Annotated in this window: 17 protein-coding genes and 1 pseudogene; 11 read left to right on the forward strand and 7 right to left on the reverse strand. The window is 44.8% G+C overall.

What is annotated here, in order from left to right; all coding sequences use genetic code 11:
• Positions 1-8 precede the first annotated feature (8 nt).
• Together NO992_RS07540 and NO992_RS07545 are read right to left on the reverse strand one after the other, a co-directional pair.
• Positions 9-2959, reverse strand: a pseudogene (locus tag NO992_RS07540) (TonB-dependent receptor).
• 70 nt (positions 2960-3029) lie between these two features.
• Positions 3030-5684 carry a family 16 glycosylhydrolase gene (locus NO992_RS07545; RefSeq protein WP_371375750.1) on the reverse strand — a complete coding sequence of 885 codons (2655 nt, stop codon included), beginning with the start codon at positions 5682-5684 and terminating at the stop codon, positions 3030-3032.
• Between the two features lie 468 nt (positions 5685-6152).
• Between NO992_RS07545 and NO992_RS07550 the strand changes: the two genes are divergently transcribed.
• The 4 genes from NO992_RS07550 to NO992_RS07565 all read left to right on the forward strand — a co-directional run bounded on the left by NO992_RS07550 (position 6153) and on the right by NO992_RS07565 (position 8506).
• Positions 6153-6626: a nuclear transport factor 2 family protein gene (locus tag NO992_RS07550; protein WP_371375753.1), complete on the forward strand. Its 474-nt coding sequence runs from the start codon at positions 6153-6155 to the stop codon at positions 6624-6626.
• Positions 6627-6724: 98 nt separating this feature from the next.
• Positions 6725-7525, forward strand: a complete 801-nt coding sequence (locus NO992_RS07555) for a helix-turn-helix domain-containing protein (protein ID WP_371375756.1) — start codon at positions 6725-6727, stop codon at positions 7523-7525.
• Position 7526: 1 nt separating this feature from the next.
• Complete coding sequence (locus NO992_RS07560) at positions 7527-8210, forward strand: AzlC family ABC transporter permease (RefSeq protein WP_253105674.1); 684 nt, start codon at positions 7527-7529, stop codon at positions 8208-8210.
• Positions 8207-8506: an AzlD domain-containing protein gene (locus tag NO992_RS07565; RefSeq protein WP_253105675.1), complete on the forward strand. Its 300-nt coding sequence runs from the start codon at positions 8207-8209 to the stop codon at positions 8504-8506. The genes NO992_RS07560 and NO992_RS07565 overlap by 4 nt, the downstream gene beginning before the upstream one ends.
• Here NO992_RS07565 and NO992_RS07570 read toward each other — a convergent pair.
• Positions 8480-8929, reverse strand: coding sequence for a DUF4920 domain-containing protein (locus NO992_RS07570; protein ID WP_019647446.1), 450 nt, complete (start codon positions 8927-8929; stop codon positions 8480-8482). The genes NO992_RS07565 and NO992_RS07570 overlap by 27 nt on opposite strands.
• A gap of 136 nt (positions 8930-9065) precedes the next feature.
• Positions 9066-9740, reverse strand: a complete 675-nt coding sequence (locus tag NO992_RS07575) for a TorF family putative porin (RefSeq protein ID WP_371375761.1) — start codon at positions 9738-9740, stop codon at positions 9066-9068.
• A 285-nt stretch (positions 9741-10025) separates the two neighbouring features.
• Here NO992_RS07575 and aroQ point away from each other — a divergent pair, with 285 nt between their 5' ends.
• The 4 genes from aroQ (at position 10026) to NO992_RS07595 (ending at position 14375) form a co-directional block, all read left to right on the forward strand.
• The gene (gene aroQ / locus NO992_RS07580) at positions 10026-11231 is read left to right on the forward strand and encodes a gamma subclass chorismate mutase AroQ (RefSeq protein ID WP_371375764.1); all 1206 of its coding nucleotides are present in this window, start codon (positions 10026-10028) and stop codon (positions 11229-11231) included.
• 304 nt (positions 11232-11535) lie between these two features.
• Positions 11536-11991: an azurin gene (gene azu / locus NO992_RS07585; RefSeq protein ID WP_010375320.1), complete on the forward strand. Its 456-nt coding sequence runs from the start codon at positions 11536-11538 to the stop codon at positions 11989-11991.
• 530 nt (positions 11992-12521) lie between these two features.
• On the forward strand, positions 12522-12776 hold the full coding sequence (locus tag NO992_RS07590) for a hypothetical protein (RefSeq protein WP_017218197.1): 255 nt from the start codon (positions 12522-12524) through the stop codon (positions 12774-12776).
• A gap of 3 nt (positions 12777-12779) precedes the next feature.
• Positions 12780-14375: a PepSY-associated TM helix domain-containing protein gene (locus NO992_RS07595; RefSeq protein WP_371375769.1), complete on the forward strand. Its 1596-nt coding sequence runs from the start codon at positions 12780-12782 to the stop codon at positions 14373-14375.
• Between the two features lie 79 nt (positions 14376-14454).
• On the opposite strand, the gene NO992_RS07600 is transcribed toward NO992_RS07595, so the two are convergent.
• Together NO992_RS07600 and NO992_RS07605 are read right to left on the reverse strand one after the other, a co-directional pair.
• Complete coding sequence (locus NO992_RS07600) at positions 14455-17280, reverse strand: TonB-dependent receptor plug domain-containing protein (RefSeq protein ID WP_371375772.1); 2826 nt, start codon at positions 17278-17280, stop codon at positions 14455-14457.
• A 271-nt stretch (positions 17281-17551) separates the two neighbouring features.
• Complete coding sequence (locus NO992_RS07605) at positions 17552-17767, reverse strand: hypothetical protein (RefSeq protein ID WP_102058554.1); 216 nt, start codon at positions 17765-17767, stop codon at positions 17552-17554.
• A gap of 327 nt (positions 17768-18094) precedes the next feature.
• Between NO992_RS07605 and katG the strand changes: the two genes are divergently transcribed.
• Together katG and NO992_RS07615 are read left to right on the forward strand one after the other, a co-directional pair.
• Positions 18095-20281, forward strand: a complete 2187-nt coding sequence (gene katG / locus NO992_RS07610; protein WP_371375775.1) for a catalase/peroxidase HPI — start codon at positions 18095-18097, stop codon at positions 20279-20281.
• Between the two features lie 170 nt (positions 20282-20451).
• A complete protein-coding gene (locus NO992_RS07615) occupies positions 20452-22362 on the forward strand; it encodes an alpha/beta fold hydrolase (protein ID WP_371375779.1) in 1911 nt (636 codons plus the stop codon).
• A gap of 159 nt (positions 22363-22521) precedes the next feature.
• On the opposite strand, the gene NO992_RS07620 is transcribed toward NO992_RS07615, so the two are convergent.
• Positions 22522-23403, reverse strand: coding sequence for a LysR substrate-binding domain-containing protein (locus NO992_RS07620; RefSeq protein ID WP_371375782.1), 882 nt, complete (start codon positions 23401-23403; stop codon positions 22522-22524).
• A gap of 112 nt (positions 23404-23515) precedes the next feature.
• On the opposite strand from NO992_RS07620, the gene NO992_RS07625 reads away from it, so the two are divergent.
• Positions 23516-23821 carry a hypothetical protein gene (locus tag NO992_RS07625; protein ID WP_371375785.1) on the forward strand — a complete coding sequence of 102 codons (306 nt, stop codon included), beginning with the start codon at positions 23516-23518 and terminating at the stop codon, positions 23819-23821.
• The last annotated feature ends 27 nt before the right edge of the window (positions 23822-23848 follow it).

The raw sequence follows: 23848 nt of genomic DNA on the forward strand, positions 1-23848 counted from the left end.
GCAAGGGATCACTCAAAAGTGTACCTCACACCAACCGAGTATCTCGGACCGTATTGACGAGCAAATAAGAACTGCTCTTCATAACGACCATACCCTTGCTCAGTTTCATTGTTTAAGTTAATACCTTCAAAGAACACCGTAAACTGCTCATCAATATCGTAATTCACACTAACGTCCCATTGACCGTAAGACTTGGCATATTGCGGTGGTGCATCTGCCGAGCCTTGCGCTTGACCTACCCCGATTAGATAAGCGTCACGCCATGCGTAGGTTAACTTCACCGATAACCCGTCTTTTTCGTAAAATGCTTGGAAGTTAGCCGAGTCACTCAAGCCCGTCAGCGGTGCTTGCTGCACTAGGCTTTCACTATCAAACTCAACATCGCCATCAACAAAAGTTGCGTTTACACCAAGGCCGAATCCCGTTTCACCAAATAAGTGCTGTACCGCCACTTCAAAACCATCAACCGATTTACTATCGGTATTTTGTGGCTGGCTGATGTTCCATACCATCAAAGGATCGTCACTGCTTGGTTCAATTTTGCCCTCGGCATTACCGTGACCATTGGCGAGCATTTGCGCAAAAATGGCATCACTAGTCGCCTGCTCTCCACGGGCTTCAATGTCTGCAATCGCTTGTTTATACCTTGGACCATTATAAATATCGTAAAGACCTTCAATGGTGGTTTGCGTGATTGTGGTTTGAATAAAGTTATCGACCTCTTTTTTGAAGTAGCCAAGTGATGCGTAACTTCCTTCGTTGTAATAATATTCAAGTGAAAAATCTAGGTTTGTCGACTCAAACGGTAATAGATTAGTATTGCCTCGAGAGCCAGTTCTCGCTCCCGGTTTTGGGCTGCCTGACAAACTTCTGCCACCCGCAAGATTACTAAGCGGCGCACGCGACATTGTTTTGCCCCAAGACGCTCGTGCAATTAAATCTTCGGTGATATCAAAACGCACATCGATCATCGGCAATAGAATGTCGTATTCCCCTTCCTGCGTTAAGAAATTGTCATCACCGCCTGCAGCGTATTGCATAATCCATTCAGATGGACTGTCCCAATTCACTTGCGTTTCCACACGCTGACGCACCACGCTTGTCACATCCGTTTGTTCATAACGCAGGCCTGCGTTGATCTGCACAAAGTAGTCAGAAAATTCAAACTCCCATTTGGATTGCAAGTAGATGCTGTCAGTGGTTTCATCAACTCTACTTTGGCTGTCAATGCCATCAAAATAGGCGTCCGCCGAGTAGTAGTCGGCACCGATCACATCTTCTGTAAGATACGCAAGCTGCCTTGCAATAGCTTCATCAAAGTCATAGGTATAGTAATACCCCGGCTGTAAGTCACTGCCACCACCAGCAAATTGATCTAGCAAATCGCCAGTTTCATGGCGCGTAAACATGCTATCTGGGAAAATTTCTTTAAACGAAGGGTTAAAACCCGGTCCTCCTCGTAGACCACTCCACGCTTCATATCCCCCAGTTGACTGTTCAGTGCGAGCTGCACCAAACTGCACACTGACTAGGCCAATATCAAAACTGTCGTTAAACCAAGTGGCGTCAAGTTGTAACTGCTCGACTGTCGCCTCTCCGGGAGAATGGATAAATTGGCTAAAGTTAGAATCAATTTCACTTGCCATGAGTTCGTTCGTGCCATTTTTCCAAAGCACATTTGCATGCGGCACTTCGCCCTGCCGATAATCATAAATCTTAGTGAGCAACTGATCTGAGCCTAAGATGATTTGACCATCACTACCCAAGCCTTTATCTGCGCCATTATCGGTTTCGTTTTTTGAGTCGTGATAATCAAGCTCTACATGCCAATTATCATTAATTTGCCAGTCCAGATTTAAGCCAAGTGAACGCGCCTCAACTTCCGTCGTATTTCTATTTGCAGTGAACGACGCATCATTACCGCCGATATCGGCATAAACCGCGGTGCCATTAGCATCTAACTCATAGGCGTTAATGTTACCGCCAAACTCATTCCAAATACCCCACCCCACCGTATTAGAGCCAGTTACGGCAAGGCTGGCCGTATAATCTAAGGTAGCAATGAAACCGTTGGTTGGTGCATATTGAAAGGTAACTTGACCGTTTGTTCTTTCTCGCTCTAGATCTTCAATGCCGTAGTTCATGTCTTTTGGAAAAAAGTAATTTCCGACTTTATTACCCTCGGCATCTTCAGCACGGCCATCAATGATTTTAGACGGGTCTAAATCAGGTAGATCAACATTGGCCTGCCAGCCTTGAATGTTGGCTTGCTGCTTTTGAAAGTCACGTTGCTGATGGGAGAAGGAAAACCCAAAACCAAAGGTTTCATCGGCAAAGGTATTACTGTAAACCGCGGAAACCTCAGGTGTAACATCATCTCCCGCTTCGTTAGAGGTATCAACAATCGCCTTTGCTGTAGCACTAAAGTGCTGCCCTGGGCGTTGTAGAGGTTTAGCCGTGACAATGTTGACTAAAGCCCCTAAACCGCCACTGGGTACATCAGCACGTCCGGTTTTATATACCTCAAGCGCACTCACGCCTTCTGCGGCTAGGTTTTCCAAGTTATACGAACGAGTATTACCTGTGCCGGCATTTGGCGACCATTTAATGTCACCAAGTTAAAATCAGGCCCAAAGCCACGTACGGTAATTTGGCTGCCTTCGCCGTTGGCGCGGCTGACCGAAACACCAGTGATCCGTTGTAAAGACTCGGCTAGATTGGTATCTGGAAATTTCCCCATTTCCTCTGCAGAAATGGCATCCATAACCCCCGATGCGGAGCGCTTTAAATCCATTGAACGGATCAAACTTCCGCGGATCCCTTTCACTTCGATCACTTCGACTTTTTCGGCTGTTTGTTGCTCTTCTGCTTGAGCTATGCTGACCATTCCCGCATTCATCGCTATTGCTAGCGACAACTGAGCGGCAAGCTTACTTTTATTGAATTGTTTGTTATTCATGACTGCCCTGCGATTCTATTCTTGCTGCTGGATCACCGAGTTCAAAACACTATTGGCGATCCACACTGGCTTATTGACTGACGATTTCAACATTGTCTATGCGGTAAACGGCGCCTTCGCCCATTCCCCAGCTGGGGAATACCATCAAGACATCAATGGCACTAATATCGAGTCCAGCATCGTACAAAGCTTGCAGTGGAAAAGTATAAGTTTGCCATTTGCCAACTTCTGGAGCTTTACCTTCAGCGCTTTGGTTAAGAGCAAGCTCTACCGCTGCACTGGCATCATTTGACTCAATTTTAAATAGCCATTGAGCGTCGATATTTGCTGGTATTGAAGTCACCTTCATATCAAACTTAACTACGCCAGTTTCTAGTAAATGGGAAGCATCATAATAGACATCATCATCCGCTAAAAAACCCATCACGGTTGGGGTTGCACCAATAACAAATTGCGCAACTTGACCATGGGCTGCATCTTCGTCTACTTCTATTGTGGGTGTAGAGCCACCACAACAATCCCAAATTGACCACTGCTCAGCAGCTTGATCTTTAAATAAGCTTAGACCGCCACTCGCCTTACCACCGTCAGGATGAAAAATTTTTGCGTTATCAACACGATAAACCGCACCGCTACCTGAGCCCCAAGCTGGGAAAATCATCACCACATCAATTGCACTTGGATCAAGACCAGCCTGAGCCAAAGCTTCAATTGAGAAAGTATAGGTTTGCCACTCACCGGCCTGTGGCGCTACACCCTCTTGTGATTCAGATAGTGGTAGCTCAACCGCACTCGCGGCATTGTCAGACTCAATTTTAAGTAGCCAAGGGGTATCAGGAGTTGACGGTAAGCTCATGACTTTCATCTCAAACTGTACTACGCCACCTGCTAAAATTGCAGTTGCATCAAACGGTTTTCCGGCTCCACCCACTTCTGTTCGAGACGAGAACCCCATTACCGTTGGTGTGTCACCAATCGTGAATTCAGCAACAATACCATGCGTTGCATCGTCAGAGACTTCAGTCGGTGTCGAGCCACCACAACAATCCCAAAGCGGCCACTCAGCGTTAATAGCATTTTCAAATAAGGTCAACGAAGGTAAGTTTGTATCCTGTGCAATCTCAACCTTATCAACACGATAGATAGCACCATTTCCGGCTCCCCATGCTGGGAAGATCATCACTACATCAATGGCTGACACATCAAGTCCCGCGTCAGCCAACTGCTGTAGTGGGAAGGTATAAGTTTGCCATTCGCCTGCAGCTGGTGATTGCCCTTCAACGCTTGCAAAAAGATCGAGTTCAGCAGCGCTAGAAGCACCTTGGCTTTCAACTTTAAATTTCCATGCTGCGCTTGGATCTGAAGGCATTTGTGTCACTTGCATATCGAACCGAATATAGCCTGCTTCTAGCATGCTTGTTGCATCAAATGGCGAGGCTTTACCGCTTGGTTCTGTGATAAATTCGGCACGGCTGGTAAAGCCATTTACGGTTGGCGTCTCACCGACCACAAACTCAACAACATTGCCACGGCTTTCGTCTGCAACCAATGCAGGCGTAGAGCCACCACAACAATCCCAAGCTGGCCAGTTAACATTAAAATTATCATCAAAGATGGTTAGGTTTTTAGCGGTACCCGAAGAAGGTGGCGACGGAATAGGTGCTTCGCCTTCGACTAACGCATCCTCAAGGTCGTCGTAGCCTGGACGCACCGTTTCACATCCTTTGCCCGTTTCAGGGTTAGAGCCGCATTCATACACTCTGACATAGTCAACCACAAACGATTGTCCGTTCACAAAGGCGTCCGAGTCGATACCTTTATTATTAACGTTTTCAGGCCAATCACCGCCAACGGCAAGGTTTAAGATAAGGTGAAACTGTTGATCAAAAGGCGCACTATCCCAATGAGTAACCAGCTCGCCTGAGCCTTGCTCGTAGTATTCAGCAAACCATCCACGGTGTTTTAAACCAACCGCTTCTTGCTTTGAGTTGTAACGAACTTCCGATTGACGTTGCGTGGCATAGAGATAACCATCAACGTACCAACGGATCTCACCCTCTTGCCACTCCACAGCATAGGTATGGAAGTCATCGGCTGGATTTACACCATCAGGTATAGTGTATGCTTTACCGGTGTGAACATTATTAGGCCAATCACGGCCGTAATGAAGCGTGCCATGCACGTTAGATTCAACCGAGCCGTCTTCATTAGCGACCTTGAGGTTTACCGCTTCCATGATGTCTATTTCACCAGACTTGGGCCAGCCACCGTAAACCTCATCCGTAGGCAACATCCAAAACGCCGGCCAGCTGCCTTGCCCGCTTGGTAGCTTGGCCCGCATTTCGAATCTGCCATACTTAAAATCAGCTTTATATTTGGTGTTCAATCTTGCCGAGGTATACGGCAGTTGTGCGCCTGCTTGCGCAGGGGTCGCGACAATATTCAGCATGCCATCGGCAATAAACGCGTTCTGTTCACTGTCGGTGTAACACTGTTTTTCATTGTTGCCACCGCCGTCGCAATTTACCTCGTGCGTCCACTTAGATGTGTCTATCGCATCGCTATCAAATTCATCGCTCCACACTAGCGTCCAGTCTGAAACCGGCGTTGTGGTATCAACGGATTTATAATTAGTTTCTGTCTCGGCGCTTCCGCCACATCCCGCTATGATAGCCACAGAGATTGCGGTGCATAGCCTTGTTAATTTTCTTGCTGCAATTTTCATCAGTTACCCCGATGCAAAACGTCGTTGTCAAATGGTTGAATACTAAGAACTTTATTATTTAACCTGAGGCTTAGATAAGCAGTCGATTAACTCATCGTTTCTCAGAACAGGTTATTTAGCTATACGCTGTAAGAATACCCAGCGCGTTCCCAGCAACAAATGTAAGCGCTTACAAATGGAGTTAAAAAAACACACGCAAAATGTAAGCGCTTTCACAAAAGTAAACTAAGTTAATTTATTCGTCAATATTAAATTGTCATAAGGTGAAAATCTGCATGCCATAAATACATACTTAACAGATCAGTAGCATCTAATAAAACCGCAGCAGAAAAAGCTGTAAAGGGGCTTTACATGTTTACGCAATCGTTACGTCAGGATAAATCATGCGCTTTCGCTTGGTTGACAATACCGTTAAACTCACTGAGATTATTGAACCTCAGGCTGAGAACAAAAAATTAGGGTCATGTTATGAAATCATATTTCCTTTTAGTTGCAGCAGCATGTGTTATGAGTGGTTGCATGACCACCAACCCAAGTAGTAACCAGCGCCTCTGTGAAACGACACTACACAATTACATAAAATATCGAGATTCCGGTTTAGCGCAAGAATATCAAAGTGTTTTTACAAAGGATGCAACATTTAGTATCCCAGCACTCAATATCAATATTACTGGTGCTGAAGAAATAACAATAAGGCAGCAACAAGCCATAAAAACAACAAAGAGTATGCACATGATAACCAGTGCCGATATTCAACCTATCGCGGCAAATAAGTTTAGTGCTAAAAGCTATTTTGTTCTTTATCAGCAGCCAAAATCTCAATCAGATGCCCCAATCACCGTATTTAACGGCGTGTATGAAGACGAGCTTAAAGAAATCGATGGCCGATGCTTAATCAATCACCGCCTTGTTAACGTGATCAAAAAAGAGACTTGGCATTAGGCGTTATTGACCCAGTTATTGTTTGTGGCATTGTGCAATTTTGTACAAGACTTATTGAGTGAAGACAGATACGCTTTTCATCAATGGGGGAGAGAATTATGCAACACTCAAAATTTAGTTTTCATCGTGAGCTCGGTGGCCTAGAAGTACTACACAACATTGATAAGCAGGAAGACTTTGGTAGACATAGCCACAGCGGCTATACGCTTGCCCTAGTGGATAGTGGTGCGCAGCGATTCTACCGCAGCGGCGGTGAACACTTAGCTAGCCAGCATAGTGTCATTTTGATAAATGCAGAGCAGGTGCACGACTGCAAAAAGGCGTCAAAAGATAAGTCTTCATACCGTTCACTCTACCCAACGCCTGAACTATTTAATCAGTTTCTTGGTGATGGCAAGGCAATGGCTCCTTTTTTCCATGATGCAGTGGTACACGACCGAGCGCTTGCGGCACTCATGAACAGCACTTTTAACGTCTTAGAATGTGATACCAGCGTGCTTGAAAAGCAGTCTCAACTTATTACTCTGCTATCTTATTTAAGCAATAAGCAAGGTAAAGTCACATTCGATACAAAAATCCCTTCGGTGAAGCAACGAATTACCACAGCACGCCATTTTCTTTTAGATAATTTATTTGAAGATGTATCACTCGACTCCTTAGCGAGCCTTGTCGGCATGAGTCCCTTTTACTTTATTCGCGTGTTTAAGGCCCACACCGGCCTCACTCCCCATGCCTTTCAAATACAACACCGGCTTAATCATGCCAAAGCATTATTGCGCAGTGGCAAAAGTGTTTCCCATGCAGCATTAAGCGTCGGCTTTTATGATCAGAGCCACTTCAACCGTCATTTTAAAAAGAATATGGGGATCACACCCAGTCAATATAGCAAGGCTTGTTAATATGAAAGTCGCAGTATGCAAAGGCTTTTGGGATATGTTGCCATTAAATCTCGCCGTACTTCCTTGGGGAATATTGTGTGGCTCCCTTGCCGTGCAAAATGGCTTTACGCCGCTCGAAGCACAGTTAATGTCGTTATTAGTTTTTGCAGGCTCGGCGCAGTTAGTGGCAATAGAGCTTATTGCCAAAGACACCGCGCTTATCACCTTGCTTGCGACTACCTTTATTATTAGCGCGAGACATTTACTCTATGGCCTTGCTATCCGCAACAAAATGATAGATAAACCTCTTAAATGGCGTGGCCCCATTGCGTTTTTTCTCACTGACGAATTATTTGCGTTTTCCCATCACCACCGCGCCTATCAAGGCAAACTGCGGCTCGTGTATGCGCTCATCGCAGGTGGTAGCTTTTATGTTGCATGGAATCTGTGGACGCTCATTGGTATTGTCGCAGGTCAGTTTTTACCTGACTTGACCAACCTTGGCTTAGACTTCGCGATTGCGGCAATATTTATTGCTCTCGTGGTCCCGAGTATTAACACATTACCCGTGTTATGCGCTTGTTTAACGTCGGCCGTAACTATCTTAGTGTTCAAACTGGTCCATTTTGAATTTGGTTTAATCGCCTCAGCACTGCTCGGGATGTCGGTGGGATATGTGCTACAAAGTAAAAAGGAGCATGTATGATCACCGCTATTTTAGCCATGGCTTGTGTCACGTTTGCAACTCGGTATTTATTTTTGGCAAAACAACTGCCTTTTACTATCGGCCCTAAACTACAACGCTTTTTAAGTTTTAGCGCCCCTTGCGTACTGACTGCCATTTGGGTACCTATTGTATTTATTCAAGACAAGAACCTTGCCATTACGCCAAGCAACCCCTATTTGGTCGCCGCAACGGTCGCGGTAATACTGGCGTTTCGCTTTAAAAACCTCTATGTCACCACATTTGGGAGCCTAGCTGTGTTTTACTTGCTGTACTAAATGCGAAATGGTTACGGCCGTTGGATTAAACCCCAAACGCATGAGCGCCGTTTCATTGTCTGCTTTACTCACGCAAACCAATGCGCGCTGGTTTAGCGCTTCGAAGCGCCCTGTCACATGGGCTTCACGGCCAATCGCAGCAAGTGGAAATACCATATCGCCTTGCTCAACTTCGATATTTACATCTAGGCCATTTGCTACTCGTAGCGTCATCCAGCAACCTAATTTTCTGCAAACATGAGTGACCACCCCTTTTACGGTCACAAGGTTTGTTGTGTAGTCATTGAGATTTGGCAATATGTGCTCTGCCTCGACTAACTTAGACATGTCTGCACCACCGGCAAATTCTAGCGGACTTGAAAAGCTAAACCGAGAAAATACCGCCAAAGAGAGTGCTGTTAGTTTTATCGTATCCTTCATCATTGCGACTCCATAGCTTTTATCACTATTACCTCATCAATTGCTTACTCCTATAAAAAGTTATGGAGCATCAATCATATAGCTATATAAAAGTACAATTCGCAACTAAAATCAACACAAAAGTTAATAAAAGGTAAATTTAGAAATTAAATGTTTTTGAAATTGACGCCACAAATGTAGAATCTGCATAGGAATCAATATCATTGCTTTCATAGCCCAATGAAAAAGACCAAGTACTAATCGAGTAAGTTCCAGTTAGATGCCAGTGGGTATAGTCATCATCACCCGACTCCCATTCGTATTTCTCACTATCAAAGCTCATTGAATGATCAACTCCGAGCGTCAGAGACCACCGATCTGTGATTGGGATACTATGCGTGAGCATCACTATCCCGTGAGCAGCCCCTGTTCCAAAGTAATCCCATGCATACCAAAAGTCTAAATTTGTCTGGCCGTAATTAAACTTTGCATAGGCTTCTGCATAGTTATAATCAGAACTCACATCATCACCATGATAGGTATATTGCGAGAGACCAACATCAAGCTTTAATTTTTCAGTTAGCGTAAATTTGTAGCCACCATACAGATCTCCTTCTAAATCCGTACCATCGCCAAAATCTACTTGAGACACCCAGCCTCCAGCATACCAACCACTTTTTCCAAACCAATCTAAACTGACTTGCAGCGCTTCGTCTTCCTTAGTTTGACTCACGCCGTTAAATAAATAATCGGAAGCCAATGTTACAGTAGAAGATGTCGCCGCGTTGACGAATAGTGGAGTAACCAACAATGGCAGCAGCCAGTATTTTTTCATCTTTGAAATCACCCTTTAATTGCAGTCATTTCAAGCATAGACCGCAGTTCCCACCCTGTCACTGACACAGTTTCATCCACTTTTTAACGTGCTTGGCATGATTGTTTTTCCGTTTCATAAGCATCAGGCTGGCGGTAATAAAAAAGTACTCATTGATGCTAAAAGGCGAGTAAGCAGGTACATAAAGTGCGCTGTGAGTTATCAATAAATCACTCCGCTTGCAGGACAGCACCTAATGGTTCTGTTAGGATGCGTTTTTTGCCTGTAGAACCTTTGGAAAAGCCCTTGAAATTGTCATTTATATTTCGCTTACTGGCGTTACCCACACTGCTATTTACGCTGACAACTCAAGCCGCGTCTGTTTATATACAAGCAGGGCCGGGGAGTTTTAATCATGCCGCACTTGACCTACTCGCCAACCGCCAGTCGCAGGACTATGAGCGTTTTTACTCGGGCACCCCGGAGCATACTTATGCCAATGCCGCGCAAGCGCAGAGCTGGGCTTTCAGCGCGCTGGCCAACTCCACTATTGAAGGACAACTGGTCCCAGCCATTGTCAATGCGATGCGTAACTACAAGGTAACGGGGCTAAGTGCCGCTGTGCATATGCCCATCGAAATGTGTGTTTTTGGATTGAACAAGACAGCTAAAATTACGCATGCAGCATCCCACCCGGCAGCCCTGAACCAAATTGGTCATTGGCTCAATGCTCATCAGGTACAAACCAAGCCCGTACCCAAAGGCACCAACGAAGCGGCTCGCTTACTTGCAAATGGACAATTTGACCAAAACACCGTTGCCGTAGGTAGCTGCGCACTTAAAGTGGTTTACCCTGAGCTGACACTGCGCGAAGTAAGCGTTCAGGATAACGCGGACAACCATACGCTGTTTGGTCTGATGAAAATGGAAAAACGATCTCAGCCGATAAGCGAAGATGAAGCTCGCACCGCGCTGGCACAGATCGTTGAAAAGGCGAATGCATTGGTCAAAACGCGAACAGACTCTGCTAAGATGTTATTCTCACATATCAACCAACGCCTTGCTCAGATGCAGCCTGTAGCACTGTTTAAAGCACAACAACACAGGCCAATTGAAGACTTATCCCGTGAAGCCACTGTGCTCTCAAAAGCGCTAGAGCAAGCCCGCCAGCAATGCCTGGATAGTGCAAGCGTTGAGGCGTTTTTCCAAGCACAAATGGATGCAGCAAAAGCTATTCAATACAGATACCGGGCACAATGGCTGGCTGAAGGCGTACCAAACGAAGACGCGAATTTGGATCAGCTAAGAAGCACATTAAATCAGCTTGGTGCAGCCATTCTTGAAACACTGACCCAGCATCTTGCCAAGCACGGTAACCTCACGGATGAACAGGCAGGCTTGTTTAACCAAATAATAAACACCGAACAGCTCTTTGCAACCGATAAAGCTAGGCTCTTTTCGGCACTGCAAAAGGTGCGTAGGGTGGATAACTGCACTATTACTGCTTCATAAACAAATTAGCGACTTGTTGCGATTACAACAAGTCGGATTAGCTGATGTCTTGTCTGGTTAGGACTACACCAACGACATCAGCCATAAGGCAATGGTTTTAAAAGAACCACTGCCTTGTTCTAGCAGCTTGACGGCTTTCCATTGCATTGATGGCCGAAACATATGGGCCTGTTAAATTTTCATTTTCCTTTTCACTCTTTAATTTCAGTCACTTCATGCAAAGACCCATTTTATTGATCTGCATCCATTTACATTCATCTTGGCAAAGACAATAATGAGAATGATTTTTAATTAAGGAGTTAATATGAAGACCTCTCTTTCCATCACATTACTTAGTCTAGGTGCCTTTCTCTTCTCTCATGCCGCATCAGCAAATGAATGTGAGCTCAGCATCGAAGCCAACGACATGATGCAGTTTTCTAAAAAATCACTCAGCGCGCCATCTAGCTGTAAAGAAATTTCAGTCACGTTAAAGCATACGGGCAAGCTGCCAGCCACTACCATGGGTCACAACTGGGTGTTGAGCAAAGCTGCAGATGTTCAAGCCGTTGCAACCGATGGCATGTCGGCAGGTGCAAATAATAGCTATGTAAAGCCAAACGACAGCCGCGTTTTAGCCGTATCAAAGGTGATTGGCGGTGGCGAGCAAACCACAGTGACCTTCTCTACTGAGCAGTTAAAGCAAGGTGACAGCTACAAGTTCTTCTGCTCCTTCCCGGGCCATTTCGCCATTATGCAAGGCACCTTTACACTTAGTTAGCCATTTTCGGAGCGGAGTTTATAATGAGTCTTTTCAAAAACCCGCTCTTACAGTTACCACTCGGGGAGCTTTATACCTTGATGAACAAGCGGTTTTTTCAAGCATTAAACCGCCCCACTCAGGTTAGGCTATCTCTCTCACTGCAATTATTACTTTCCCCCTTGAACAACATACCTATAATCATTACAATCAATTGCAAACAATAATGATTATCACCACCATGAGCTTTTTCTCAATCATACCGTTTTGGTTTACCGCCGTGTTACTCTACTTAGCAAGTCCTAAGCAACGATTTTTGGCCTCTTCGATACATAAACCCACAGCATACAGTATAGCTTTAGTCCTTGTTTTGTCTGGGGTTATTATATTGACTCTGCAATACCCAATTATTTCTGCAATGTTGGCCAGTCTCGTTTTAATTATGTTTTCTTTGGTGTCGGTGACTCTAATAAGTGGATACTCAGTAAAGCGCCTCTATCTATGCTCAACACTGGTTTTTTTGCTATCTCTATTTTTTGGGGGACTAAGTTATGTGGCCTAAAACGTTAGTTGGATTTTTCTTAGGGCTATTACTGTCTATTTCTTTGGTGCTAAACCTCAACTTGCTCCTGCCATTTTCAGAGTCCACAAAGCTGATGATAGGTCTGGTGCTGGCATTTCCGATATGGGCGGGGATCTTAGTTTGGAGCTATGCACTTTCAAGCGCTAAAGCCGCGTGCAAACCTTTGTTTGCTATCTTTATTCCCTCTTTGCTACTAAACACAGCATTACTGTTAATAAGATAAACAATGAAAAATCAAACACTAAAATCATTGACCGAAGCACATGCATGGATTGGGATCATTATTTCAACGGTACTATTCATTGTGTTTATTGCGGGATCTTTGAGTCTATTCAGAGACAACATCACGGGCTGGGAACGTGCCTCCCTAGCCGCCCAGTCTAACGAGCCACTTAGCGCTATTTCCTACGACAAAGCGATCACATCAATTGCGCAGCAATACGATGTCGATACACACCATGGATTTTTTATGCGCGAGCCTACGCCACATAACCCTTTTATTGAAGTTTACTTTGCAACCCATTTAGACGAGCCGCACCCGATCACGGGCGAAGATCATCAAGACCAGCACCTTCTGCTATCACCACAGACGGGAGAAGTCCTCGTTGATGCCGACAGATTTGAATTTGCCAGTTTTCTCTATGAGTTGCACTATGATTTAGGGCTTGGCCGCGCCGGACTCTATTTTGTTGGGATCATCACCCTCTTTTTCTTCGTTGCTGTGCTAAGCGGGGTCATCATTCACTGGCGCAAAATAGCCAAAAACTTTTTCCAATATCGCGCCGAAGGTAAAAAAGACAAATGGCTAGATGCTCATAATCTAATTGGCACGATGGGCCTACCTTTTCACTTAATGTATGCCTTCACGGGATTAGTATTTAATCTCGTTATCATTTATCAGATTTCATACGCCGTATTACTTTACGGTGGTAACCAAACGGCTCTGCTCCAAGCAGCTGGATTTAATGAACCAAACATTGAAGCACTGGAGCAATCACGACCAATGCGCGGCGTCGATCAACTAAGAGTTCAAGCACTAGATACGTTAGGAGATGTATCGCTCACAACGGTGGAAATCACCCACTTTGGCGACAAAAACGCAGTAGTGAGTTTTACCGCGAAAAGTAACGATGCTTTTTCAAATTACAAAGAAGTACAATACACACTAAACGACCAATCACAAATTTATCTCACTGAAAACAACTACGACAACGCTGTTCGTGCAGGGCTCTCTGCCATCGCGAGTCTTCACTTTGGAGATTTTGCTGGGTATGGCATGCGACTGGCATTTTTGAGTCTTGGCCTTGCAACCGCCTATTTAATCGTTACCGGTAATTTGATGTGGATTGACAAGCGTGCCAAGCAGAAAAAGCAAAGCGCTAAAAGTCTATTGTTTGTAAAACGATTAACATCAGGTGGCTTTATCGGTGTGCTATTGGCCATCGCCATCGGATTCGCGATGACGACTTTTCTATCGACAAGTCACATAGACAAACTAGAGACGGTTAAGTTTTCGATGTTTTCAGCCTTTCTCTTTGCACTCATTAGCAGCCAATTCGCAAAGCACGTATTGTCGTTTAGCAAAGTATTATTAGGTCTAAGTGGTATTTGCTATTGCTTAAGCGCGGTCATGAATGCGGCGTCTTTTGTCTGCCAGTACAATACCTTACCCACCCAAACGAGAGTTGACTTTGCTATCGTAACTGCACTTATGTGTTTAATGGCCTTGATTTGTTGGAAGACAGTGTCACGGATCAACGCGGTGGCACAAACTTCAGCGCCAGTTTCGCAAGATCAGCAGCCACAACAAACCATGAGCTAATCAAACAGCATCTAGAATAATAAAAAAGCGGGCTTACATAGCCCGCTTTGCCATACACTCACAGGGAAACAATGTGAAATTAAAACTCAGTTTTAAATCTTAAGTAGTACTCACGGCCTAAATATAAAGAAGAATGAATGGGATCTGCGTTATTTCCATTACCCGTCGCAAAAGGCGGCGCTTCATCCAATAGATTGTTAACGCCCAGCGTAATTTGAGTATCAACAGAATCTAAATGATAGGTTACTTGGGCGTTATGTGTCAGCGTGCTGTCAACGGTATTGGTAAAGTTAACGATTTGGTCGCCTTGTTTAACCGATACTTCTTCTAACATCGAATCGATGTAGTAACTTTGCCAACTTGCGCTAAAGTCATCATGCTGCCAATTAAGTGCAAAGTTAACTCTGTGCTCAGGCACCGCCATCTGGCCATTAACGCGCTGTCCGGCTCTGTCTTTGGTTGCAAGGCCTGGTTCAATAACTTCATGTTTACTCACAAATGACCAGTTTAGTGCGGTACTCAAATCACCAAATGAAAACTGCCCGATGTCAAAACGAACTTCAGCATCTACCCCCTGACGGTTTAACGCATTGAGGTTTTCATTAAACACATCAACGCCGGTGATCACCCCCTGAAACTCACCGGATTGAACACGATGAACAGAGTCGCAGTACAAACCATTATTCATACATTCACTCAATTTGGTCACCGCGCTAATGTTACCAATGGCATCTTTTAATTGGATGTCATAAAAATCTAAGGTGATTGAACCGTTAGTAAGCCAGCTCGGCTGATAAATCACGCCAAGTGTTTTGCTCGTCGCGGTTTCTGGTTCCAACTCCGTGTTACCGCCAGTATTGGTTCTGATCTGCCCGATCGTTTCTCGGTAACTACCATCAGCGGGAACGCCTGTGCTGACACAGTTTTGGTTTGGATTGGCTACCGCACAAGGATCATCGCCATTTTCAAAGCCAGGTAACCTTCCTTTATAAAGTTCCACCACATTAGGCGCTCTAAATGCTTGTGACCAAGTCCCTCTAAAACTCAACTGCTCATTCAACGCCCAAAATACGCCCACTTTTGAATTGGTGGTCGAGCCAAACGTATCAAAGTCTGAATATCGAGTTGCGAGGTTTAACTCTAGGCTCTGCGCCCAATTATGGTCTGATAACAGTGGTACAACAGCTTCTAGATAAGCTTCATTGAGCGAATATTCACCACCAGTTGGTCTACCTAACCCATCCGTGACTAAAATATTAATAGAAACGGCATCTGTTTGATTGCGCGCCTCAACCTTTTGATTTTCGATGCCAAAAGACACACCTAGGTCGCCCGCAGGCAAACTCGCCACTACGCCACTTACATTCGCGCTGGCGATTTTAATCTGGTTATGACCTTGTTGGATCCCTGGCCAATCACCAGAGAGATAATTTAACATGTCCTCGGAGATCTCTGAGTCGGTACCGGGTTGACCAAAGATATTAAGCGGCACACAGCCCTCAATTAGCGTATCCGGTGTAGCACCACAGCGCAGCACGCCTTGCTCATCAAAATGGGTAGGACCAACCGCATTTTTAGCCGCTGGCCAATTGAATATACCAGTTTTTAGTCGTTTGTTTGAGTTGCGACCAAAATTGTAGGCCAGCTCCCAGCTCCAATCAGCATTAAAATCACCAGAGAGCGCCATCACAATACGGTATTGGCTGTTTTCCACATGGTTCATACGGCCATTGGTTTCCACCATTCTGCGACGCCAGTCATTGATGGCATAAGGATTACCATCTTTGTCTTTTGGACCAAATTGTTGGTTATAATAGTTATCAGGAGAGTAAGTGAAATCTAAGTACCCACCCCAAACTGGAACTAATGGCTGAGGCGCACCATTGGTTGTGGATTTTCGATGTGAATAAAGCGCCTCGAAATTGAATACCACGTCATCCGAAAACTTCAAATTGCCAAGATCATACTCGCCAAACGCACTCATGCTATAGCGTTCAAAAGGCGTTTGTAGCAAGCTAGGCTCTTGGTAGTTGTATAAATCATTTTGTGCAAGTGATGCATCGGAGATAGTTTCACGCCACTCGCTATATTCTGGGCCTCGGGTAACAAATATTTCCTTACCGTTTTCATCCGTGACTTTTAAGTTACTCCATGGCATTGCGGAACTACCGCCTTGGCCGTAACTGCCATCGGGATTAAGTGTTAAATCATAGCGGCTAAAGTCTCTGTCGCCAGCATACACTTCTTGTTTTTCATCGTAGCTGGCACTCACCATAAAACGCCCTTTATCGCCAACAATCCCTGTTACAAGTTCCAAAGAAGTCGTATCAGCATCGCCTTCAGCGGATTGGCCAATTGAGCCACTGACCTCAAAAATATCGCCCGTTTGGCGAGTAATAATGTTTACGACACCAGACACCGCATCAGAGCCGTAAATAGAAGAGGCACCATCCAATAGAATTTCAACACGTTCAATAATCGCTGTAGGTATAGCACTTAGGTCAACCGCAGCATCCGCGCCATTTCCCCCGTTTGGTAAGCGGCGGCCATTTAGCAAGACCAACGTGCGCTGTGCACCTAAACCGCGTAAGTCGAAGTTTGTCACGCCCGACGTATTTTCATTTTGAGAAGCATTAGGTGCACTGGCGGAAACCGTTAGATTTTGCAGCATATCGCCAATATTTTTAAACCCAGTTTGCTCAATATCCGCTCTAGATATTGTGGTTACCGCGCCGGGTTTACTTAGGTTTGCCCGCGCGATTCGCGACCCCGTCACCATGATCTTCTCAACAGGTTCCGACGCTGCTTCCTCGGCAAACACAGGGGCCGTCCACACCATAGCGCCCGAACCACATAAGCTGGCGATTGCCAACGCCAAAGTCGTTTTTTGTTTTGTTATTGTCATAACGGTTTCCTTTGTAACGTTCCAAATTATAATTAGACGCTGACGATAGAAAGTTTCTTATTATCACCACAGGGAATGAAATAGGTTATTTATTGCGCCTTTTTATACAGATAGCACAATTAAATCGTTCCAACAAACATTTCCAGACGATTTGCGCAATATTTATTTACTTTTATTGAATATTCAAACATCTAACTAAAAATCATGTAATCAGTCAGATTTGGCGTGATCACTACCCAGAAAGTCACAAGTGTCACCGCTCTCTTAGCATTCAATATTGGCCTTTAAGGCCGCCTAAATCTGGTAAAAAGCACTTATCGGGACTACCTTTATCTAGGGCCTGTTGACCTTTGCTGTTTGATTTTTGTTCTTCTGAGTGTGTTTTGGTCGCGACGCTCGACTTGCCGCCTAGTAATCTAGGCAAAAGTTGAGCAACAATGAACAAAGCGCACTCAGATGAACCCAAAGGGCAGCGCTTGATTAGCATTTCTACTGTGTTGCCCCACAAGGATGTGGGGTAAGGTGACTTTGCAGGAGCACAAAGTCTTTATCGCCAGACTTACATAGAGTGACTATGCTACGCTGGCTCTGCCTTGTATAAATACCAATCAAACTGCTGCAAAAACAAACTTGAAAGATCAACAGGCCCTAGGGTTTATTAGTCTTTGCGATTTGATTTTTGTTCCTCTGAGCGTGTTTTGCTCACGGCGTACAACTTGCCCGATGTACATATCAATCAAACTTCTGCAAAAACAAACTTAAAAGATAAACAGGCCCTAGCAATCTTCCGTCATCGAACAAACAAGGATCTCCCATGGATAAGAAACAAAACACACCATCGATTTGTCCTTTTGCACATGGTGCAAATACGTCGTCAGAGCATAGCGAGCACCAGTGGTGGCCAAATAGCCTGAATTTAGACATATTGCATCAGCACGATACGAAAACCGATCCGATGGATGCCAATTTTAATTACAAAAACGCATTTAACAGCCTCGATTACCACGCCCTGAAAAAAGATCTCGAGCAACTAATGACAGACTCGCAGCCATGGTGGCCAGCAGATTGGGGACACTATGGAGGGTTAATGATCAGAATGGCATGGCATGCTGCGGGCAGTTATCGTGTTGCGGATGGTCGCGGTGGCGCAAACACGGGTAATCAGCGTTTTGCTCCGCTAAACAGCTGGCCGGACAACGGAAACTTAGATAAAGCGCGGCGTTTACTTTGGCCGATTAAAAGAAAGTATGGCAATCGTATTTCTTGGGCCGATTTAATCGTGCTGGCGGGCAATGTTGCTTATGAGTCGATGGGATTCAAAACCTTTGGTTTTGCCGGTGGCCGAGAAGATATCTGGCATCCGGAAAAAGACACCTACTGGGGCAGCGAAAAAGAGTGGCTGGCTCCCTCAAATAACCAAAACAGCCGTTATAGCGGCGAACGCGATTTAGAAAACCCGCTTGCCGCTGTGATGATGGGTCTTATCTACGTTAATCCTGAGGGCGTAGATGGTAATCCCGATCCGTTAAAAACAGCTGAAGATATGCGTGTTACCTTCGCTCGAATGGCAATGAACGATGAAGAAACGGTTGCGCTAACCGCTGGCGGACACACTGTGGGTAAAGCGCACGGAAATGGCAATGCCGATGAATTAGGCCCGGCACCAGAAGGCGCGGACTTGCATGAACAAGGTTTTGGTTGGATGAATCACAGCTCGCGTGGCATTGGCTCTGATGCGGTAACCAGTGGTATTGAAGGCGCTTGGACGACGAACCCAACTCAATGGGACAATGGCTACTTCTACTTGCTGTTCACATACGAATGGGAGCAAACCAAAAGCCCTGCGGGTGCATGGCAATGGCAGCCTATCAATATAAAAGAAGAAGATAAACCAGTTGATGCTGAAGACGCATCTAAACGCTGCATGCCGATGATGACAGATGCCGATATGGCACTGAAAATGGACCCTGCTTATCGTAAAATTTCAGAGAAGTTTTATGCCGACCCCGACTATTTTAACGATGTTTTTGCAAGAGCGTGGTTTAAGCTTACCCATCGCGACCTTGGCCCAAAAAGTCGTTATCTAGGCCCTGAAGTCCCTAACGAAGATCTACTTTGGCAAGACCCCGTCCCCAGCGTTAACTACACCCTAAACGACAGTGAAATTAGCGCACTCAAGCAACAAATTCTAGCAACCAATGTGACGCTTTCAGAATTAGTAGCCACCGCGTGGGATAGTGCGAGAACGTTTAGATATTCCGATTTTAGAGGGGGTGCAAATGGTGCAAGGATCCGCCTAGCCCCGCAAAAAGATTGGCTTGGAAATGAGCCGGAGCGTCTAGCGAAAGTACTTGCGGCATTGGAAGCCGTACAAAGTAATTTTACGCCTACCGTAAGCATGGCTGATTTAATCGTATTGGGTGGCTGCGCTGCCGTTGAACAAGCGGCTAAAAATGCCGGTGTATCAATCCAAGTGCCTTTTGCCGCTGGGCGAGGCGATGCCACAGACGAGCAAACCGACATTGAGTCATTTGATGTATTAGAGCCTGTACATGACGGTTTTCGCAATTGGCAAAAACAGCACTACAGCGTAAAACCAGAAGAAATGCTACTTGATAGAGCCCAACTGATGGGACTCACAGCCAAGGAAATGACCGTACTGATCGGTGGAATGCGCGTGCTAGGCACCAATCATGGGCAAACATCGCATGGCGTATTTACCGATAACGTTGGCACCTTGAGTAATGACTTTTTCGTCAACTTGACCGATATGGCATATCGTTGGGAGCCAAGTGGAGAAAACTTATATGAGATAAAAACACGCGACACGAACACGGTAAAATGGACCGCGACTCGCGTTGATCTCGTCTTTGGTTCTAACTCTATTTTGCGCGCTTACGCCGAAGTGTACGCACAAGATGATAGCAAAGAGAAGTTTGTCCGTGACTTTGTTGAGGTATGGACCAAAGTAATGAATGCAGACCGATTTGACCTAAAATAACCACTTAAAAAAACCTGGGATGTGATTATCCTTTACGCTGGCTTTCAGCAGCAAAGACAATCACATCCTAACCACTACATTGGTTTACACAAAACCCTAGCCAGATGCTTGCCATTGTTTCCTATCGTTATATGCTAGAAATCAATAATAAAAATGAATGCAGGGAAATTATGTTTAAAAAATCACTCATTGCGTGCACCTTGCTCGCCACGCTCAGTGCATGTAACCAAACAACTCAACAAGTTGATAAGCCGCAAACTAACCAAGTTGCCGCTGATTTTAAAACCTATTCAGCAGAGACTTTTTTTGATACCACAAATATTCAAGGCAGCGCGTTTCGCCCTGATGCACAGAAAATTTTGGTCACTTCTGACGAGTCGGGAATATATAACCTCTATGAAGTTGACGTCAAAACCGGCGAAAGATCACAAATAACGGATGCCACCGATTCAACCTACCCAATCGGATATTTTCCAAATGATCCCCGCATCTTATTCACGCGAGACAACGGTGGAAATGAGCGCTTTCATGTTTTTGTCCGTGACGAAAATGGCCACGTTAAAGATCTCACGCCAGGAGAAAAAGTGAGAGCCGGTTTTATCGGTTTTACTAACGATAACAACGCCTTTTACGTGTTAAGCAATCAGCGTGACGAGCGCTTTATGGATCTATATCGATTTGATGCTGCCACCTACGAAAGTGAACTTATTTATAAAAATGACAACAATTTAAATGTCCAACAGGTGAGTGAAACCGATCGCTACCTTGCACTTATCAATGCGCAAGGTAATAAAGACAGCGACTTATTCTTACTCGACTTACATAACCCCGGCGCCCCTCTCGTTGAGATTTCAAACGTGGCGCACGAGGCAAACTTTTCCGCTTCAGCATTTTCTAAAGACGACAAATATTTATACTATGGGACCGATGCCCATGGTGAATTTTATCAAAATTGGCGCTATGAAATCGCGACAGGTAAACACACGCCTTATATAGAAAAAAATTGGGACGTGAGGTTCTTATATTTCTCCAATTCCAACCGCTATCGTGTTGTAGGAGTGAACGAAGACTCTAGCGTAAAAGTCACGATCACCGATCTTAAAACAGGAAAGGACATCAAACTCCCTAAGCTCCCTGCGGGTAGTATCAACAGCGTTAACTTCTCCGATGACGAAAAGCTGATGGCTTTTTATTTAAATTCGGACACCTCGCCAAATAACTTGTACGTATGGCGTGTTGGCAGTGATGAAGTTAAGCAGTTGACCTCAACCTTGAGCGACAAAATCAATACCGAACATTTGGTCGAGAGCACCATCGCTCGCTTTAACAGTTTTGATGGTTTGGAGGTGCCAGGCGTACTCTACAAGCCAAAACTTGCTAGTTCGACAAATAAAGTGCCCGCGCTCGTATTTGTTCACGGAGGTCCCGGAGGCCAAAGCATGACGGGTTATAGTGCTCTTACTCAGCATTTGGTTAATCAAGGGTATGCGATTTTCGCCGTAAACAACCGAGGCAGCTCTGGCTATGGTAAAACATTCTTCCACTTAGATGACAAACGTCATGGTGAGGATGATTTACAAGACATCGTTTGGAGTAAAAAATATCTACAACAGCTAGACTGGGTCGATGCTGATCGTATCGGCATAATGGGCGGAAGCTACGGTGGCTATATGACTGCAGCGGCACTGGCATTTGAACCTGAAGAGTTCAAATTAGGGATCAATATCTTTGGTGTGACTAACTGGGTAAGAACTCTTGAGTCTATTCCACCATGGTGGGAAGCATATAGGAAGTCTCTATATGATGAGTTAGGCGATCCGGCTACCGATAAGGAGCGTTTGCATCGTATCTCACCACTTTTCCATGCCAAAAATATCACTAAGCCATTGATGGTTGTGCAAGGTGCAAACGATCCTCGTGTACTTCAAGTAGAGAGTGATGAATTGGTCGAAGCCGTTCGCTCAAACAATGTGCCTGTCAAATATGTACTATTTGACGATGAAGGGCATGGGTTCTCTAAAAAGGAAAACCGTATTGAGGCCTCTCAAGCCTATCTCGACTTTCTTAAAAAGCACCTTTAACAAATAGGCTGCCGGATCCGAGTATCTAACTTCAGGTTATTTAGCTCGGATCCGAACTACTCACACTGCTTGCTTATGACTATACTTTGACCAAAATTATACCAATTAGCTTAATTACGAAATCTATTTTGAAGCGAGAAAACCTGGGCTTCAGATAATTCAACACGCACTAAGCTCGGCAACTATCCAATCCCTAAACGCCTTTAATTTAGGCCACTCAAAGTGACGCTCAGGTGCGACCAAGAAATAACGATATTCACATAGCCATGCAAAGTCGGGATAGATTTCTAACTGGCCAAGCTCTAAAGATTGATTCACTAAACGTCGACGTAACAAAGAAAACCCCTGCCCTGCCACCGTTGCCTGCTGCACCAATGCCGCATTATCAATTTTGAGATTACTGAATGTATGACCACTTAAACCCAGCTGCTTGTTTAGCTCAAGCCACGCATGTTCATTATCTCGACCTTCGTCATAAATAAAATTGAGCTTTGATAGCTGCTCTCGCAGCGGTTTGTTTGGGTCAATTAATCCAGGGCGGTAGGCAAGAACCAGCTCATCCTCCGCGATGAGCTCGCTTTTCAGTCCCGGATAGTTACCAAATCCAAAACGGATCCCAATATCGATATCGTCGTGGTTAAAATCGGCGAGTTGCTCGGTAGGATCAATACGTAGCTGGAAGTTTGGCAATGCTTTGTTGAAGCTCGCCAATCTAGGCAAAAGCCAACAAGTAGCAAATGAAGGCAAAACCGACAGGTTAATGGTGTTTGGGTTAGGATCTGATTTTAACGTCGATAGACCCATTTCCATTTGCCCAAAGGCCTTGTGTAAGTAAGGCAACAAGTCTTGTCCTTGCTGAGTTAGCAATACCTTTCTTGTTTGCCGCTCAAATAACATACAACCAAGCTGTTGCTCAAGAGTTCTTATCTGTTGGCTCACGGCAGCTTGAGTCACGAATAAGGCTTCCGCCGCCTGCTTAAAACTGCCTAATTCTGCCGCCGTTTTAAAATACCAAAGTCCTTTGAGTGGAGGTGATTTCATTCGCCATCTTACTTAATTAAAACTTAACTATAGGTCAGAATTTCTAGTTTGTCAGTTTTATGAATGCACACAATACTTAACGGTGAAATCAGAGACGGAAGGAGTCTTTATCATGAAATACGCAATTATTCTTGCATTTCCTCTAGCAGCACTCGCATCAACATCCGAGCAGGTACAAACTGAAAAAGTATTTACTGATGCGGGATACCCATACAAAAACTTAATTATGAAGGCCGAAAAAGTGGAGCTTGTTTATTTAGAAGAGCAAAACAAAACGACCTGTCGAGTTAAAGTCTATAGCGGTGATGTACTTCATGAAGGGGAGCCTATGGAGATATCGGCTAAAACGTTTTCAACCGATCCCGTCAAGGGCTGCCTTGCCCGGCAAAATGCCAAACACATTTTAAGTTTGCTTTAATATAAGCTAACCCGAAATCAGAATAAC

Origin of the sequence: Pseudoalteromonas sp. DY56-GL79, assembly GCF_041414765.1 — a bacterium.
Taxonomy (GTDB): Bacteria; Pseudomonadota; Gammaproteobacteria; order Enterobacterales; family Alteromonadaceae; genus Pseudoalteromonas; species Pseudoalteromonas piscicida.